Origin of the sequence: Kitasatospora sp. GP30 (genome assembly GCF_029892145.1) — a bacterium.
In the GTDB taxonomy this organism is placed as follows: domain Bacteria; phylum Actinomycetota; class Actinomycetes; order Streptomycetales; family Streptomycetaceae; genus Kitasatospora; species Kitasatospora acidiphila.
The window spans coordinates 81,698-96,767 of the sequence record NZ_JARZAH010000030.1 but is presented as its reverse complement, the minus strand read 5'-3'; the positions used below and the strand labels follow the sequence as shown (position 1 = coordinate 96,767).

Here is a 15,070-nt window from a genome sequence, read left to right as displayed (position 1 = left end):
TCGAAGCCGGCCAGTTCGGCGGGGTCGGCGGTGGGGCGGTAGCGGCCGGCCGCCAGCAGCGGGCGGAGCCGGTCGGCCGGGATGTCCTCCACGTAGGAGTCGCCGCGGGCCAGCCGCTCGACCCGGAGCTGGTCGATCTCGTACCCGATGACCTGATGACCGACTTCGGCCGCGCGGACCGCGAGCGGGAGCCCGACGTAGCCCTGGCCGGCGATGACCACACGCATGACGGTCAGCCTAGGGAGCGCATTCGGTGGGAAGCCGGGAAAGTGCGACCCCGGCGCGAATATCACTGGAACGAGGGGTGCGGCAGCACGTACGTCCAGGACCCGGGGCGCCCTCCAGGACAGGGCGCCCCGACTCCCGACGGTCGGGCGGGCGCCCCCACCCAGGGTCGCCCGGCCTCGCACCCCGACCCCCATCGGAGCGCGTTGGGCTCGCGGCGCCATCCCCCACGGTTGGAGCGGCGAGCACGTGCCTCATCCTGCGCGGTGTCCATGGACGCGCAGTGACCGGAGTGTGTCCTTCTCCTGACAATCGGCCACTGGGCCCGATCTTCGCACCGGGTGGTCGCCCGGCGGCCCGTGAGGCGCCCGGCCGGCCCGGGGCGGGCCGTGCTGGCCGCGTCGGGGCGGGCCGTGCGGCGTACCCTGGAGGCGCGACCCGGCCCCAGCAATCCTTGCGCCGGGCGCCTCAAGCTGCCCGGCTGCAGCTGCTCCAGCCGCCGGGCGTTCCGCCGCGACCCCACGGGACGAATGAACGCATGAGCCTGACCGGTTTGCTCGATGTCGTGGTCCGTGACCCCGCCCTCGCCGAGGCACTCGAAGCGGCGGCCACGTCCGGTGGCAGCCACCGGCCGCACCTGGATCTGGTCGGCCCGCCCGCCGCCCGGCCGTTCGTGGTCGCCGCGCTGGCCCGCTCGCTGGCGGCCGGCGCCGGAGAGCGCGGCCGCCCGGTGCTGGCGGTGACCGCCACCGGCCGGGAGGCCGAGGACCTGGCCGCCAGCCTGCGCTCGCTGCTGCCGCCGGACGCGGTGGCCGAGTTCCCCGCCTGGGAGACGCTGCCGCACGAGCGGCTGTCGCCCCGCTCGGACACGGTGGGCCGACGGCTCGCGGTGCTGCGGCGGATCGTCCATCCGGCGGCCGATGACACGACCGCGGGGCCGGTGCAGGTGGTCGTGGCTCCGGTCCGCTCGGTGCTGCAGCCGCAGGTCAAGGGCCTGGCCGAGCTGGAGCCGGTGGCGCTGCAGCGCGGTGAGACGCACGATCTGCAGGAGGTGGCCCGCAAGCTCGCGGCCGCCGCCTACGCCCGGGTCGAACTGGTCGAGAAGCGCGGCGAGTTCGCGGTCCGCGGCGGCATCCTGGACGTCTTCCCGCCGACCGAGGAGCACCCGCTGCGGGTGGAGTTCTGGGGCGACGACGTCGAGGAGATCCGCTACTTCAAGGTCGCCGACCAGCGCTCCCTGGAGATCGCCCAGCACGGCCTGTGGGCGCCGCCGTGCCGCGAGCTGCTGCTGACCGACGAGGTGCGGGCCCGGGCCGCCGAGCTGGCCCAGCGGCACCCGGAGCTGGCCGAGATCCTGGACAAGATCGCCGAGGGGATCGCGGTCGAGGGCATGGAGTCGCTGGCCCCGGTGCTGGTGGACGACATGGAGCTGCTGCTCGACGTGCTGCCGGCCGGCTCGGTGGCGGTGGTCTGCGATCCGGAGCGGGTGCGCACCCGGGCCGCCGATCTGGTGGCGACCAGTCAGGAGTTCCTGCACGCCTCCTGGGTGGCGGCCGCGGCGGGCGGCGACCGGCCGATCGACGTGGAGCAGATCGACGTCTCGGCGGCGTCGCTGCGCTCGCTGGCCGAGGTGCGCGAGCACGCCCGGGACATCGGGCTGCCCTGGTGGTCCGTCAGCCCGTTCGCGACCTCGGACTCCGAGGTCAGCGCGCTGCTAGAGGTCGACACCAACACCCTGACCCTGGGCATGCACGCCGTGGAGGCCTACCGCGGCGACACCGCCCGGGCGATCGCGGACGCCAAGGAGCGGCTGGCCGCCGACTGGCGGGTCGTCATGGTGACGGAGGGCCAGGGACCGGCCGCCCGGTTGGCCGAGGTGCTGGGCAACGAGGGCATCCCGGCCCGGCTGGTGCCCGACCTGGCGGAGGCGCCCACCAGGGACGTGGTCTACGTCTGCTGCGGCTCGATCGAGCACGGCTTCGTGGACGAGTCGCTCAAGCTGACCGTGGTCACCGAGACCGACCTGTCGGGCCAGCGCTCCTCGACCAAGGACATGCGCCGGATGCCGTCCCGGCGGCGCAACGCGATCGACCCGCTGGCCCTGGCGGCCGGCGACTACGTGGTGCACGAGGCGCACGGGGTCGGCCGCTACGTCGAGATGGTGCAGCGCACCGTGCAGGGCGCGACCCGCGAGTACCTGGTGCTGGAGTACGCGCCGGCCAAGCGAGGGCACCCCGGCGACCGGCTCTTCGTGCCGACCGACCAGCTGGACCAGGTGACCAAGTACGTCGGTGGCGAGGCCCCGACGCTGCACCGGCTCGGCGGCGCGGACTGGGCGAAGACCAAGCAGCGCGCCAAGAAGGCGGTCAAGGAGATCGCCGCCGACCTGATCAGGCTCTACAGCGCCCGGATGGCCGCGCCGGGCCACACCTTCGGCCCGGACACCCCCTGGCAGCGCGAGCTGGAGGACGCCTTCCCGTACGCGGAGACGCCCGACCAGCTGACCACCATCGCCGAGGTGAAGTCGGACATGGAGAAGTCGGTCCCGATGGACCGGCTGATCTGCGGTGACGTGGGCTACGGCAAGACCGAGATCGCGGTGCGCGCCGCCTTCAAGGCGGTGCAGGACGGCAAGCAGGTGGCGGTGCTGGTGCCCACCACGCTGCTGGTGCAGCAGCACTTCTCCACCTTCGCCGAGCGGTACGCCAACTTCCCGGTCGCGGTGAAGGCGCTCTCCCGGTTCCAGACCGACACCGAGGCCAAGGCGGTGCTGGAGGGCCTGCGGGACGGTTCGGTGGACGTGGTGATCGGCACCCACCGGCTGTTCTCCTCGGAGACCAAGTTCAAGGACCTTGGCCTGGTGATCGTCGACGAGGAGCAGCGGTTCGGCGTCGAGCACAAGGAGCAGCTGAAGAAGCTGCGGGCCAACGTCGACGTGCTGACCATGTCCGCCACCCCGATCCCGCGCACCCTGGAGATGGCGGTCACCGGGATCCGCGAGATGTCCACCATCACCACCCCGCCGGAGGAGCGGCACCCGGTGTTGACCTTCGTCGGCCCGTACGACGAGAAGCAGATCTCGGCGGCGATCCGGCGTGAACTGCTGCGCGAGGGCCAGGTCTTCTACATCCACAACCGGGTGGAGTCGATCGACAAGGCGGCCGCCCGGCTGAAGGACCTGGTGCCGGAGGCCCGGGTCGCCACCGCGCACGGCCAGATGGGCGAGACCCAACTGGAGAAGGTGGTGGTCGACTTCTGGGAGAAGGAGTTCGACGTGCTGGTCTCCACCACGATCGTGGAGTCGGGCATCGACATCTCCAACGCCAACACCCTGATCGTGGAGCGCGGCGACACCTTCGGCCTCTCCCAGCTGCACCAGCTGCGTGGCCGGGTCGGCCGCGGTCGCGAGCGCGGCTACGCCTACATGCTCTACCCGCCGGAGAAGCCGCTCACCGAGACCGCCCACGAGCGCCTCGCCACCATCGCCCAGCACACCGAGATGGGCGCGGGCATGTACGTGGCGATGAAGGACCTGGAGATCCGCGGCGCCGGCAACCTGCTCGGCGGCGAGCAGTCCGGGCACATCGCGGGCGTCGGCTTCGACCTCTACATGCGGATGGTCGGCGAGGCGGTGGCGGAGTTCCGGGAGTCGCTGGAGGCGGGCGGCGAGCCGGAGGAGGAGCCGCTGGAGGTGAAGATCGAGCTGCCGGTGGACGCCCACGTGCCGCACGACTACGCACCGGGCGAGCGGCTGCGGTTGCAGGCCTACCGCTCGATCGCGGCGGTCAACTCGGAGCCGGACATCGAGCAGGTCCGGGCCGAACTGACGGACCGCTACGGCAAGTTGCCGGACCCGGTGGAGAACCTGCTGATGGTGGCCGCGCTGCGGCTGTACGCGCGGCGCTGCGGGGTCGCCGACATCACGCTGCAGGGCAACTTCGTCCGGTTCGGGCCGGTCGAGCTGCGCGAGTCGCAGACGCTGCGGCTGAACCGGATCTACCCGCGCAGCCAGGTCAAGGCGGCCACCTCGCAGCTGCTGGTGCCGCGGCCGGCCACCGCGCGGATCGGCGGGAAGCCGGTGGTGGGGCGGGAGCTGCTCGCCTGGTGCGGCACCTTCCTGAGCACCATGTTCGAGGAGCTGGCGGGCGCCAAGTAGGCCCGCTCGCCCGGTCGAGGCCCAGGCCCTGGGCCTCGACCGCTCAGCCCAGCTGCCACTGACCGGTCTGGTCGGCGAAGCCGCTGTCCAGGGTGAACTGCGCCTTGGCCAGCTTGGTGCCGGTCGGGACCTCGAAGGTGATGAAGCCGAGCGCGCTGTCACCGGCGGCGATGTTGAGCGGCGTCGGGAAGCTCTGCCCGGCGGTGGTGTCGGCGACCACCGAGTTGTAGGACTGGCCCTGGTCGTCCAGCACGGTGGCGCCGTTGGACGGCGCGTCGCTGTAGGCGGCGGTGCCGGTGTTCTTGATCCGGAACTGGACGGCGATCCAGCGCTTGCCGTCGGCCGGGTTGATGCCGTCCGTGGCGCTCTGCGCGTTGTCGACCACCTTGACGACGGTGATGTCGGCGGACGCACCCGCGTTCATGCCCTTGAGCCCGATGGTGTCGCCGACCTTGGCGACCGACGGGCCCTTGCTCGCCGGGGCCTTGCTGCCTTGGCCGCCGGCGGCGGATGCGGCGGCGGTCTGCTTGGGCTGGGTGGAGACCGTGTTGCCGCCGGTCGGCCCGCAGGCGGTGACGGCCAGGGCGAGCAGGGCGGTGCCGGTCAGCAGGGCGGCGGTGCGGCGCATGGCGGGTCCTCTGTTCACACGATGTGGCTGGGTTTGTTGGATGCAGCCGGTCGGCGGGTTCGCCGTCCGGTGCGTTGCCATCACTACATCAGATGCTGTGAACAAGGTCAACAGGAAAACAGCGAACGTCCTCGTTCACGTGTGAACGGGGAAGTTCGCGGATCGCTGGCTATGCTGGGCGGCCACAGCCCCCGCACACAGAGGAGTTGCGCCGTGTCGGAGCGCCCCGAGGTGACCCCCGTCGAAATCGCCCGGCTGGCCGGGGTCGGCCGGGCCGCCGTGAGCAACTGGCGCCGCCGGCACCCCGACTTCCCGCAGCCGGTCGGCGGCACCGACAGCAGCCCGAGCTTCGCGCTCGACCAGGTCGAGGAGTGGCTGCGCCGCCAGGGCAAGATCGCCGAACTGCCGCTCCTGGAGCGCTGCCACCAGCAGCTGGAGGCGCTTCGCGAGCCGGCCGGCGCCGAGCCCGCCGCCGGGCATGGCGGCACGCCCCCAGCCATCGGGGTCCCCCCGGCCGGCGGCTGGGGGAGGCCGGGAGGCACCCCCACCCGGCCGAAGGCTGGGGGAAGGCCGCTGGTGCTGGCCGGCGCCGTGCTGCTCCTGCTGCACCGCCGCCCGGAGCGCTGGGCGGCGCTGGCCGAACAGTCCGACACCGCCCTGGCCCTGGCCCTGCCGCGCGAGCTGGCCGAACTGGCCGACGAACTGCTCGGCCCGCACAGCAGCGCCCTGCTCGACCTGCCCCGGCTGCTCGGCAGCACCCAACTCGGCCTGGTCCGCCTGCTGGTGGCGCTGGCCCGGGACGGCGGCCCGGCCGCCGGCTACGAGCAACTGCTGAGCCGCGCCACCGAGGGCGCTGCCCGCCAGCCGCTGCTGCCGCCGCAGCCGGCCGCCCTGCTCGCCGCGCTGGCCGCCGCCGACCGGCCCGCCGCGGTGCTCGACCCGGCCTGCGGCCTCGGCGCCACCCTGCTCGCCGTTGGCCCCGAGGCCGTCCGGTACGGCCAGGAGCGCGACCGCGGCGCCGCCGGCGCCGCCATGCTGCGGCTCGCCCTGCACGCTCCCCCGACCGCCCCCGGGCCGCTGCCCCTGTACCTCGGGGCCGGTGACGCGCTGCGGGCCGACGCCCACCCCGGCCTGCTCGCCGACGCGGTGCTCTGCCGCCCGCCCTACAACGAACGCGACTGGGGCCACGACGAGTTGCGGTACGACCCGCGCTGGCTGTTCGACCAGGCCCCGCCCCGCACCGAACCCGAACTCGCCTGGCTGCTGCACTGCCTGGCCCACACTCGCCCCGGCGGCCTGACCGCCGTGCTGCTGCCGCCCACCGTCGCCTCCCGCCGCTCCGGGCGCCGGCTGCGGGCCGAACTGCTGCGCGGCGGCGCCCTGCGCGCGGTGGTCGCGCTGCCCGCCGGCGCCGCCCCGCCGTTCGGCGTGCCGCTGCACCTGTGGCTGCTGCGCCGCCCCGAACAGCAGGAGCCCGCCGCCACCCGCCGCCTGCTGCTGCTCGACGCGGCCGCCACCCAGCCGGCCGGTGCCGCCGGCGGCCGCGACCGGATCGACTGGCCCGAACTGCACCGCACCGTGCTGGACACCTGGACCGGCTTCGACCGGGCGGTCCGCCAGGGCGAGCCGCTGCCCGCCGAACGGCCCGGCGTGCACCGGGTGTTGGACGCCATCGACCTGCTCGACGACGAGACCGACCTGGCCCCGGCCCGCCACCTGCCGCCGCCCGCCGCCCCCGGCGGCGCCCGGGAGCTCGACCGGCTGCGCGACCGGCTCGCCGAGGAACTGACCGCCCTGGCCGCGCTGGACCGGCAACTGCCCGCCGTCACCGAGCCCGCCGAGCCGGCCGGCACCCCGCTCACCACACTGGGCGAGCTGGCCAGGACCGGCGTGCTGGAGGTGTACTCCTCGGGCCAGGGGCCGGCCACCCTCCCCCAGCCTTCGGCCGGGGGGACCCCCACGGCAGTCGCCGCCGCCGCCGGCACCCCGGTGCTGACCGACCAGGACCTGACCGACGACCAGCCGCCCGGCGCCGTGCTCGACGGCGACGGCGCCGGCGGCGCGGTGCTGCGCGCCCGGCCAGGCGACGTCCTGGTGCCGGTGCTCGGCGGCGGCACCGCCCTGGTGGTCCGGCCCGGTGAGCCGGCCGACGGCGCGGCGCTCGGCGCCCGGCTGCACCTGCTCCGCCCCGACCCCGAACTGCTCGACCCCGAGTACCTGGCCGGCCGGCTGCGCTCCACCGCCGGCAGCCGCTGGGCCAGCAGCCACGCCTCCACCACCACCCGGCTCGACGTCCGCCGGGTCCAGCTGCCCCGGCTGCCGATCGAGCGCCAGCGCGAGCTCGGCGAGGCGTTCCGCCGCGCCGCCGCCTTCGAGACCAGGCTGCGCCGCGCCGCCCGGCTCGGCAGCCTGCTGGCCCAGGGGCTCACCGACGGCCTGGCGGACGGCGAGCTGACGGTACGTTGAACGGACCAGCCCTCCGCGAAAGGTGATCCCGCATGACCACCGATCAGCTGCCGACCAGGGACCAGGCCGGTGAACCCGTGGTGCTCGACCGGCGCGACGGCCCGTTCGGCGAGGTGGTGCTGCGCCGGCGCGGGGCCGACCACGAGATCATCGCCAACGGCTGCTTCCTGATGGACACCGCCGACGGCCGCTCGGAACGGCTGCTGGTCGACGCCGCGCTGGAGCGGCTCACCGCCGAGCGCCCGTCGGTGCTGATCGGCGGCCTGGGGGTCGGGTTCTCGCTGGCCCATGCCGCCGCCGAGCCGCGCTGGGGTGCGATCACGGTCGCCGAGCGGGAGCCGGCGATCATCGACTGGCACCGCACCGGCCCGCTCGGGGAGATCTCCGGCGCGGCGCTGGCCGACCCGCGGGTGACGATCCGCCAGATCGACCTGGTCGACTACCTGGCCACCACCGAGGACCGCTACGACGCGCTGTGCCTGGACATCGACAACGGCCCGGACTGGACGGTCACCGACTCCAACGACGGCCTCTACGGCCCGGCCGGCCTGGCCACCGCCCGGGCCCGGCTGCACCCGGGCGGCATCCTGGCGGTGTGGAGCGCCCGACCCTCCGCCGCCTTCGAGGACGCCCTGCGCGCGGCGGGGTTCGCGGACGTGCACACCGTGGAGATCCCGGTGAGCCGCGGTGTGCCCGATGTGGTGCACCTGGGCAGGCGCCCCTGACCACCCGCGCCTGCCGGGCGGTACGGTTTCCCTCGCTGACGGCCGTGTCACCCGGGGGAGCTCGCTGATGACGTATCAACCACCGCTGCAGCCCACGGTGAAGGGACCGCTCACGGTGTGGGCGAAGGCGGCGATCTGCCTGGTGCCGCTGGTGACGCTGACGTTCTTCAGCTTCGTGCCGGCCGTCGTGCTGGCGGCCCGGCGCAAGCGGAAGGCGGACGTGGCCGGCGCGGTGGCGGTCGCCGTGACGGAGCTGGCGATGATGGTCTGCGCCGTGCTGTCCGGGAAGGACTCGAGCGGCCCGGCCAACAAGGCCGGCGTCTGCCTGGTGCTGCTGCTGATCTTCGGCACGCCGATCCACTTCCTGCTGATGGACCGCCGTGCGGTCTGGGAGCGCGGCCGGCCGAAGTCCGCGCCGGGGTACCCGTATCCGCAGCCGTACGGGGCGTACCCGCAGCCCGTCGCCGGATACGCCCCGGCCCCGCCCGTTCAGGACCGGCCGCCTGTTCAGGACCGGCTTCCCGTCCAGGACCGGCCGCTCGTCCAGGACCGGCCGCCTGTTCAGGACCGGCTTCCCGTCCAGGACCGGCCGCTCGTCCAGGATCAGCCTCCCGTCCAGGCCCCGTCGACCCCCACCGACGACCTCCGGGAGCTCGGCGAGCTGCTGCGCCGTCAGGCCGGGGGCGACCGGCGGTGACCCGGGAGCGGCTGATCGGCGGGCGCTACCGGCTCGCCGAGAAGATCGGACACGGCGGCATGGGCCAGGTTTGGGCCGGCTACGACGAGCGCCTGGACCGGCGGGTGGCGGTCAAGCTGCTCCGCGCCGACTTGCTGCCCGGCCCGGCCGACACCGCGGAGCTCCGCGACGACCTGCGCAGGCGCTTCCTGCGCGAGTGCCGGATCACCGCCGGCCTCGACCACCCGGGCCTGGTCACCGTCTTCGACGCCGGTGAGGACGCGGGCGAGCTCTACCTGGTGATGCAGCGCCTACCCGGCATCGGCCTGGGCGACCTGATCGCCGAGGAGGGCCCGCTGCCGGTGTCCTGGGCGGCCGCGGTGGCGGCCCAGATCTGCGCCGCGCTCTCGGTGGTGCACGCCGTCCCGGTGGTCCACCGGGACCTGAAGCCGAGCAATGTGATGGTCCGCCCGGACGGCCGGGTGGTGCTGCTCGACCTCGGCATCGCCACCGCGCTGGACGGCGACCACACCCGGCTCACCCTCACCGGCGTACCGATCGGCAGCCCCTCCTACATGGCCCCCGAACAGGCCCTCTCCGGCACCGTGGACGCCCGCAGCGACCTCTACGCGCTCGGCTGCCTGCTGCACGAGATGCTCACCGGCGAGGAGCCGTTCCGGGCCCCCACCGTGCTCGGGGTGCTGCGCCGCCAGGTGGACGATCCGCCGGTGCCGCTGCGGCAGCTGCGCGCCGAGGTGCCGGCCGAGCTGGAGGCGCTGGTGCTCGACCTGCTGGCCAAGGCCCCGGCGGACCGGCCCGCGGACGCGCAGCAGGTGTTCGGGCGGCTGCGGCCGCTGCTGCCCGCGACCGAACCGGAGCCGCCGCGGCCGTACGGGACGGTGCCGGACCCGACCGTCCCGTTCCGCCACCCGCAGCACCCGGTCCCCGAGCCGACCAGCAGCCAACCCGTTCCCTCCTCAGCCTTCAGCCGGGTGGGGGTACCTCCCGGCCTCCCCCAGCCTCCGGCCGGGGGGACCCCCATGGCTGGGGGCGTGCCCCCATCGCTCGCCGCACCGCCCGCCGCCGCACCCGTCACCGACCTGGCCGCCGCCTGCGGACAGGTCTCCGACCTGCTGGCCGCCCAGCGCTACGCCGAGGTGATCGACCTGGCCGGCCGGCTGCTGCCGCAGGCCCGGGCCCGGCACGGCGAGCACGCCCCGCTGGTCACCACGCTGCGCACCATCTACGCCCGCACCCTGCTGCAGGAGGGCCAGTACCGGGCCGCGCTGCCGGAGTACCAGCTGCTGGCGGCCGCCGCGGTGGCAGAGCACGGCCCGCGCGCCCTGCCCGCGCTGGAGCACCGGCGCCGGACGGCCGCCTGCCTGGAGCAACTCGGCCGGGTGACCGAGGCGCTGGCCGAGTACCGGGCGCTGCTGGCCGACTGCACGGCCCGGCTGGCCGAGGGGGCGGACACCGACCCGGCCCGCTGCTTCGAGCTGCGCGAGCGGATCGGCCTGCTGCTGGCCGGTTCCGGCGACCCGGACGGCGCCTGGGAGTGGCTGCTGGCGCTGCTCTTCGACCGCGAGCCGCGGCTCGGTCCGCACCACCCGGACGTGCTGCGGCTGCGCCGCCACCTGGACCAGCTGCAGCAGCACCGCACCGGCCGGCTGTCGCCGCTCGACCCGCGCACCGCCAGCTGGTGGCGCCCCGCCGGCTGAGCCTCCAACGTGCTGGGCGCTCTGCTCGGGTGGGCCCCAGCCAGCCGGACGTCTCCGTCGGTTGGCTCCCCAGCGGGTCGGGTGCTCTGCTCGGTCAAGCCCCCAAGCGGCCGTGTGTTCCGGCGGTTGAGCCCCCGGCCGATCGGGCGTCTCCGTCGGATGGGCTCCGGCCGGCCGGGCGTGCCCGTCGGTTGACTCCTCAGCTGGCCGGGTGCTCTGCTCGGCTGAGCCCCCAACCGGCCGCGTGTTCCGGCGGTTGAGCCCCCGGTCGACCGGGCGTGCCCGTCGGGTGGATCCCCAGCGGGCGGGGGCTCTGCTCGCCTGAGCCCCCAACGAGCCCGGTGCTCCCCTCGGTTGAGCCTCGGCCGACCGGGCGTCTCCCACGATCGAACCCCAACCAGGCAGGCCTCCCGGTCAGTTGAGTCCATCAGCTGACGATCCGCCAAATCGTCCATCTCGGTGACCTGTTCGGTTCAACGTCTGGGCAACGGCAGGCCCGCTCCCTATCCTCATGACTCGTCAGGAGTACGTCTCGGCCACTTCGCCACCGCAGTCCTGCCCGGGAGGCCCCGCGTGATCCGCAGCAGCTCCGTCCGCCGCACCCTGCCCGCGCTCGGCGTCCTGCTGGGCGCGCTGGCGTTGAGCGCCTGCGGCGGCCAGCCGCCCCGGCCCGGGGCCGCCGCCCTGATCGGCTCGGACCGGATCACGGTGGCGCAGGTGGAGGCCCGGGTGGCGGAGTTCCGGGACCAGGCGGCCAAGCTGCCCAGTGGGCAGTACCAGGAGCAGGCGGGCCTGGTCGGGGCGACCGTCTACGGGATGGTCTTCGACCAGGTGGTGGCCCGCGCGCTGGCCGACCACCAGCTGTCGGTCTCCGACACCGAGGTGGCCCAGCTGCGCCAGCAGGAGGTCGCGGCCCTGGGCGGGGAGGCGGCCCTGGAGCAGAACCTGCTGCTGCGCAACGGTGTCCCGGCCCAGGCGATCGACGGCTACCTGCGCGAGCAGATCGGCCTGCAGAAGCTGGCCAAGGTGAGCGGGCAGCAACTGGGCACCACCGACGGCAACCAGGCGGTGCACCAGCTGCTGACCACCGCCTCGGAGGAGCTGCGGGTGACGATCAACCCGCGCTACGGCAGCTGGGATCCGGCGCAGGCGGTGCTGGACACCCCGAGCGAGCCGTGGCTGCCGCAGTCCGGCGCCGCGGCCTGAGTTCACAGCGGGGCGGTAGGTTCGAGGTGTGGAGACCTCGAAGCTGACCCTGCTGACCACCACCCACCGGATCGCCCCCGGGCTGCTCAGCTGGCCCGCCTGGCAGGCGCTGCACGGCGCGCCGCTGGTGCTGGCCGCCGACCGGGAGCACCCGCAGCTGCCCGCGCTGGCGCAGGCCGGCATCGAGGTCGAGCAGATCGAGCGGACCAGTGCGCCCGCGCTGGCCCGGGAGCTGACCGAGCGGGCCCCGCTGGTGTTCCTGGGCGGCCAGGACGGCGATCCGGGGTTGACCGACGCGCTGGCCAGGATCGCGGTGGAGCAGGCCGGCGAGGCGCCCGAGATCGAGCTGCTGCCCGGCTCCTACGACCTGCCCGGCGCCCGGCTGCTCGACCTGGTCGCGGTGATGGACCGGCTGCGGTCGCCCGGCGGCTGCCCGTGGGACGCCGAGCAGACCCACGACTCGCTGGTGAAGTACCTGGTCGAGGAGGCCTACGAGCTGGTCGAGGCGATCGAGGAGGGCGACCGGGCGACGCTGCGCGAGGAGCTCGGCGATGTGCTGCTGCAGGTCTTCTTCCACTCCCGGATCGGTGAGGAGCACGCCGAGGACCCGTTCTCCATCGACGACGTGGCCGGGGACATCGTGGACAAGCTGGTCTACCGTCACCCGCACGTCTTCGCCGACTCGGACGCCGAGACCACGGACCAGGTGGAGGCCAACTGGGAGGCGCTCAAGGCGGCCGAGAAGCAGGACCGGGAGTCGGTGCTGGACGGCGTGCCGAGCGGGCTGCCGGCGCTGGCGTACGCGGCCAAGCTGGTCTCCCGGGTGCGGCGCGCGGACTTCACCGGGGTGCCGGACGCGCCCTACGAGCTGCCGGCCGAGCTGACCGAGGAGAGCGCGGGCGCCCTGCTGCTGGCCGTGGTGCAGCGGGCGCACGACGCGAGGGTGGATCCGGACGCGGCGCTGCGGCGCGCCGCGCGCGGCTACCGGGCGGCCGTGCGGGCCGCGGAGGGCCTGGCCGACTGAGCGGGGCGGGTCAGGCCGCGGTGGGCCTGACCGGCTCCCGCTGCGGCGGCAGCAGTTCGCCGATCGCCTCGCTCAGCGGGTAGAGCAGCTCGGCCAGCCGGTCCAGGTCGCCGGGGAGGTCGGCCAGGGTGACGATCCGCTCGCCGTCCGGGCCGGCCACGCAGAACAGGTCGATCCGGCCCAGGTGCTTCTCACAGGTGTCGACCAGGGCGGCGATGTCGCTGGGCTGGTGGATGTCCGAGGAGACGCCGATCACCGGGCAGCCGGTGCGGTCCAGGGCGGCGGCCAGGTCCTCGGCGACGCCGACCCGGGGGTGCGCCAGCAGCAGACCGGTGGCTCCCGCTGCGGCGAACCGGCGGGCCGGCGCGTCGCCGTCGCCGCCGTCGAGCACCGCGATGACCACCACTTGCCCGGCTACTCGCATGGCCTGACTCCTCTCCGTGGGCACCACCGCACTGTGGCCCACCCATGTAATCGGGGATCGTAGGCTTCGCCTGACCCTCCGCAACAGGGATTACCCGGCAGGTGACCAGACTCACTCCCACTTGGGAACGGATACGGTCAAGACATGCCCAACCAGCCGCCCGCCCCGATGCCGCCCCTGTTCACCTGGGAGTTCGCCGCCGATCCCTACCCGGCGTACGCCTGGCTGCGGGAGCACGCCCCGGTGCACCGCACCACGCTGCCCAGCGGGGTGGACGCCTGGCTGGTGACGCGGTATGCGGACGCCCGGCAGGCGCTGGCCGACGGCCGGCTCTCCAAGAACCCGGCGCACCACAGTGAGCAGGCGCACCGCACCGGTCGGGTCGGCATCCCGGGGGAGCGGCAGGCCGATCTGATGACCCACCTGCTGAACATCGACCCGCCGGACCACACCCGGCTGCGGCGGCTGGTCTCCAAGGCGTTCACCCCGCGCCGGGTGGCCGAGTTCGAGCCCCAGGTGCAGCGCCTGACCGACCGGCTGATCGACACCTTCGCGGCGCGCGGCTCGGCCGACCTGATCCATGAGTTCGCTTTCCCGCTGCCGATCTACGCGATCTGCGACCTGCTGGGGGTGCCGGCCGAGGACCAGGACGACTTCCGGGACTGGGCCGGGATGATGATCCGTCACGGCGGCGGTCCGCGCGGCGGCGTGGCCCGGGCGGTCAAGAAGATGCGCGCCTACCTGCTGGAGCTGATCCACCGCAAGCGGGGGGAGTTGGGCGAGGACCTGATCTCCGGTCTGATCCGGGCGAGCGACCACGGCGAGCACCTGACCGAGAACGAGGCCGCCGCCATGGCCTTCATCCTGCTGTTCGCAGGCTTCGAGACGACCGTCAACCTGATCGGCAACGGCGTCTTCGCGCTGCTGAACCACCCGGAGCAGCGGGCCCGCCTGCAGGCCTCGGTGGCGGCCGGCGAGACCGGGCTGCTGACCACCGCGGTCGAGGAACTGCTGCGCTACGACGGCCCGGTGGAGCTGGCCACCTGGCGGTTCGCCACCTCGCCGCTGAGCATCGGCGGGGTGGACATCCCGGTCGGCGATCCGGTGCTGGTGGTGCTGGCCGCGGCCGATCGCGATCCGGCCAGGTTCGACCAGCCGGACACCATGGACCTGGCCCGTCGGGACAATCCGCACCTGGGGTTCGGGCACGGCATCCACTACTGCATCGGCGCGCCGCTGGCCCGGTTGGAGGGGCAGCGGGCGCTGGCCACGCTGCTGACCCGGCTGCCGGACCTGCGACTCGCCGCCGAGCCGGGGGAGTTGCGCTGGCGCGGCGGTCTGATCATGCGCGGACTGCGCGAACTGCCGGTTTCGTTCACGCCCGAAAGGCCCGCGGACGCGGTCGAGAACTGAGTGTGCGCGAACTCCCGCCGCCCTGACGGCGCGTCGGAAGCATTGGTGCAGTGATGGTCTGAATACGGATCAAATCGGTCAAATCTGACCGGTTGGTAGGCGATGCATGACGCACCGTAATTTCCGCGTGATGTGGGCGATATGAGCTTGTGATTGGTCAGTAGATCTGCTTACCCTCCCAGGAGTTCGCGTAGGCGAACCCCGCACGCGAGTACGCCGAATCCTGCCCATCGCGTCGCCGGGACACCTGACCACCAGGGGGCAGGGGCGGGGGACCCAGGTTTTTCTGCCGTCTCCCACGGCTAGGGGTGAAGCCGACCGCCGGAGCGATCCGAGCGGGCGGCCGGGCCAACCTCACCGGTCCGAACCCGACAGCTCACCTCGCAGGCGTGCGGAGAGGGACGTCTCA

The 15,070-nt window shown here is 74.0% G+C and carries 10 protein-coding genes, 1 pseudogene and 1 riboswitch; of the genes and pseudogenes, 8 read left to right on the top strand and 3 right to left on the bottom strand.

Annotated elements, in window-relative coordinates; all coding sequences use genetic code 11:
• A pseudogene (locus tag P3T35_RS30110) lies at positions 1 to 227 on the bottom strand (nucleotide sugar dehydrogenase); the annotation flags it as partial.
• 536 nt (positions 228 to 763) lie between these two features.
• Here P3T35_RS30110 and mfd point away from each other — a divergent pair.
• Positions 764 to 4,381: a transcription-repair coupling factor gene (mfd, locus tag P3T35_RS30105; RefSeq protein ID WP_101381958.1), complete on the top strand. Its 3,618-nt coding sequence runs from the start codon at positions 764 to 766 to the stop codon at positions 4,379 to 4,381.
• A gap of 43 nt (positions 4,382 to 4,424) precedes the next feature.
• Here the strand turns inward: mfd and P3T35_RS30100 are convergent, their stop codons facing one another.
• A complete protein-coding gene (locus tag P3T35_RS30100) occupies positions 4,425 to 5,009 on the bottom strand; it encodes a DUF4352 domain-containing protein (RefSeq protein ID WP_101381959.1) in 585 nt (194 codons plus the stop codon).
• A 213-nt stretch (positions 5,010 to 5,222) separates the two neighbouring features.
• Here P3T35_RS30100 and P3T35_RS30095 point away from each other — a divergent pair, with 213 nt between their 5' ends.
• The 6 genes from P3T35_RS30095 to P3T35_RS30070 all read left to right on the top strand — a co-directional run bounded on the left by P3T35_RS30095 (position 5,223) and on the right by P3T35_RS30070 (position 12,824).
• Positions 5,223 to 7,475 carry an N-6 DNA methylase gene (locus P3T35_RS30095; RefSeq protein ID WP_280708515.1) on the top strand — a complete coding sequence of 751 codons (2,253 nt, stop codon included), beginning with the start codon at positions 5,223 to 5,225 and terminating at the stop codon, positions 7,473 to 7,475.
• 32 nt (positions 7,476 to 7,507) lie between these two features.
• Positions 7,508 to 8,200 (top strand): spermidine synthase, encoded by a 693-nt coding sequence (locus P3T35_RS30090; protein WP_101381961.1) that lies wholly within the window; start codon positions 7,508 to 7,510, stop codon positions 8,198 to 8,200.
• A gap of 67 nt (positions 8,201 to 8,267) precedes the next feature.
• Positions 8,268 to 8,897, top strand: a complete 630-nt coding sequence (locus P3T35_RS30085; protein WP_180356562.1) for a hypothetical protein — start codon at positions 8,268 to 8,270, stop codon at positions 8,895 to 8,897.
• Positions 8,894 to 10,594, top strand: a complete 1,701-nt coding sequence (locus tag P3T35_RS30080; protein WP_280708512.1) for a serine/threonine-protein kinase — start codon at positions 8,894 to 8,896, stop codon at positions 10,592 to 10,594. Before P3T35_RS30085 ends, P3T35_RS30080 begins: the two co-directional genes overlap by 4 nt.
• Before the next feature lie 573 nt (positions 10,595 to 11,167).
• On the top strand, positions 11,168 to 11,800 hold the full coding sequence (locus P3T35_RS30075; protein ID WP_101381962.1) for a SurA N-terminal domain-containing protein: 633 nt from the start codon (positions 11,168 to 11,170) through the stop codon (positions 11,798 to 11,800).
• A 28-nt stretch (positions 11,801 to 11,828) separates the two neighbouring features.
• Positions 11,829 to 12,824, top strand: a complete 996-nt coding sequence (locus P3T35_RS30070) for a MazG family protein (protein WP_101381963.1) — start codon at positions 11,829 to 11,831, stop codon at positions 12,822 to 12,824.
• Between the two features lie 10 nt (positions 12,825 to 12,834).
• On the opposite strand, the gene P3T35_RS30065 is transcribed toward P3T35_RS30070, so the two are convergent.
• Positions 12,835 to 13,248 (bottom strand): SDR family NAD(P)-dependent oxidoreductase, encoded by a 414-nt coding sequence (locus tag P3T35_RS30065; RefSeq protein ID WP_107503361.1) that lies wholly within the window; start codon positions 13,246 to 13,248, stop codon positions 12,835 to 12,837.
• Positions 13,249 to 13,392: 144 nt separating this feature from the next.
• Here P3T35_RS30065 and P3T35_RS30060 point away from each other — a divergent pair, with 144 nt between their 5' ends.
• Positions 13,393 to 14,661: a cytochrome P450 gene (locus tag P3T35_RS30060; protein ID WP_101381965.1), complete on the top strand. Its 1,269-nt coding sequence runs from the start codon at positions 13,393 to 13,395 to the stop codon at positions 14,659 to 14,661.
• 204 nt (positions 14,662 to 14,865) lie between these two features.
• A riboswitch (cyclic di-AMP (ydaO/yuaA leader) is annotated at positions 14,866 to 15,065 on the top strand.
• Positions 15,066 to 15,070: the final 5 nt, after the last annotated feature.

Coding starts and splice junctions, on each gene's coding strand:
- mfd (WP_101381958.1), top strand. CDS start 764: ATGAGCCTGACCGGTTTGCTCGATGTCGTGGTCCGTGACCCCGCCCTC.
- P3T35_RS30065 (WP_107503361.1), bottom strand. CDS start 13,248: ATGCGAGTAGCCGGGCAAGTGGTGGTCATCGCGGTGCTCGACGGCGGC.
- P3T35_RS30100 (WP_101381959.1), bottom strand. CDS start 5,009: ATGCGCCGCACCGCCGCCCTGCTGACCGGCACCGCCCTGCTCGCCCTG.
- P3T35_RS30060 (WP_101381965.1), top strand. CDS start 13,393: ATGCCCAACCAGCCGCCCGCCCCGATGCCGCCCCTGTTCACCTGGGAG.
- P3T35_RS30090 (WP_101381961.1), top strand. CDS start 7,508: ATGACCACCGATCAGCTGCCGACCAGGGACCAGGCCGGTGAACCCGTG.
- P3T35_RS30085 (WP_180356562.1), top strand. CDS start 8,268: ATGACGTATCAACCACCGCTGCAGCCCACGGTGAAGGGACCGCTCACG.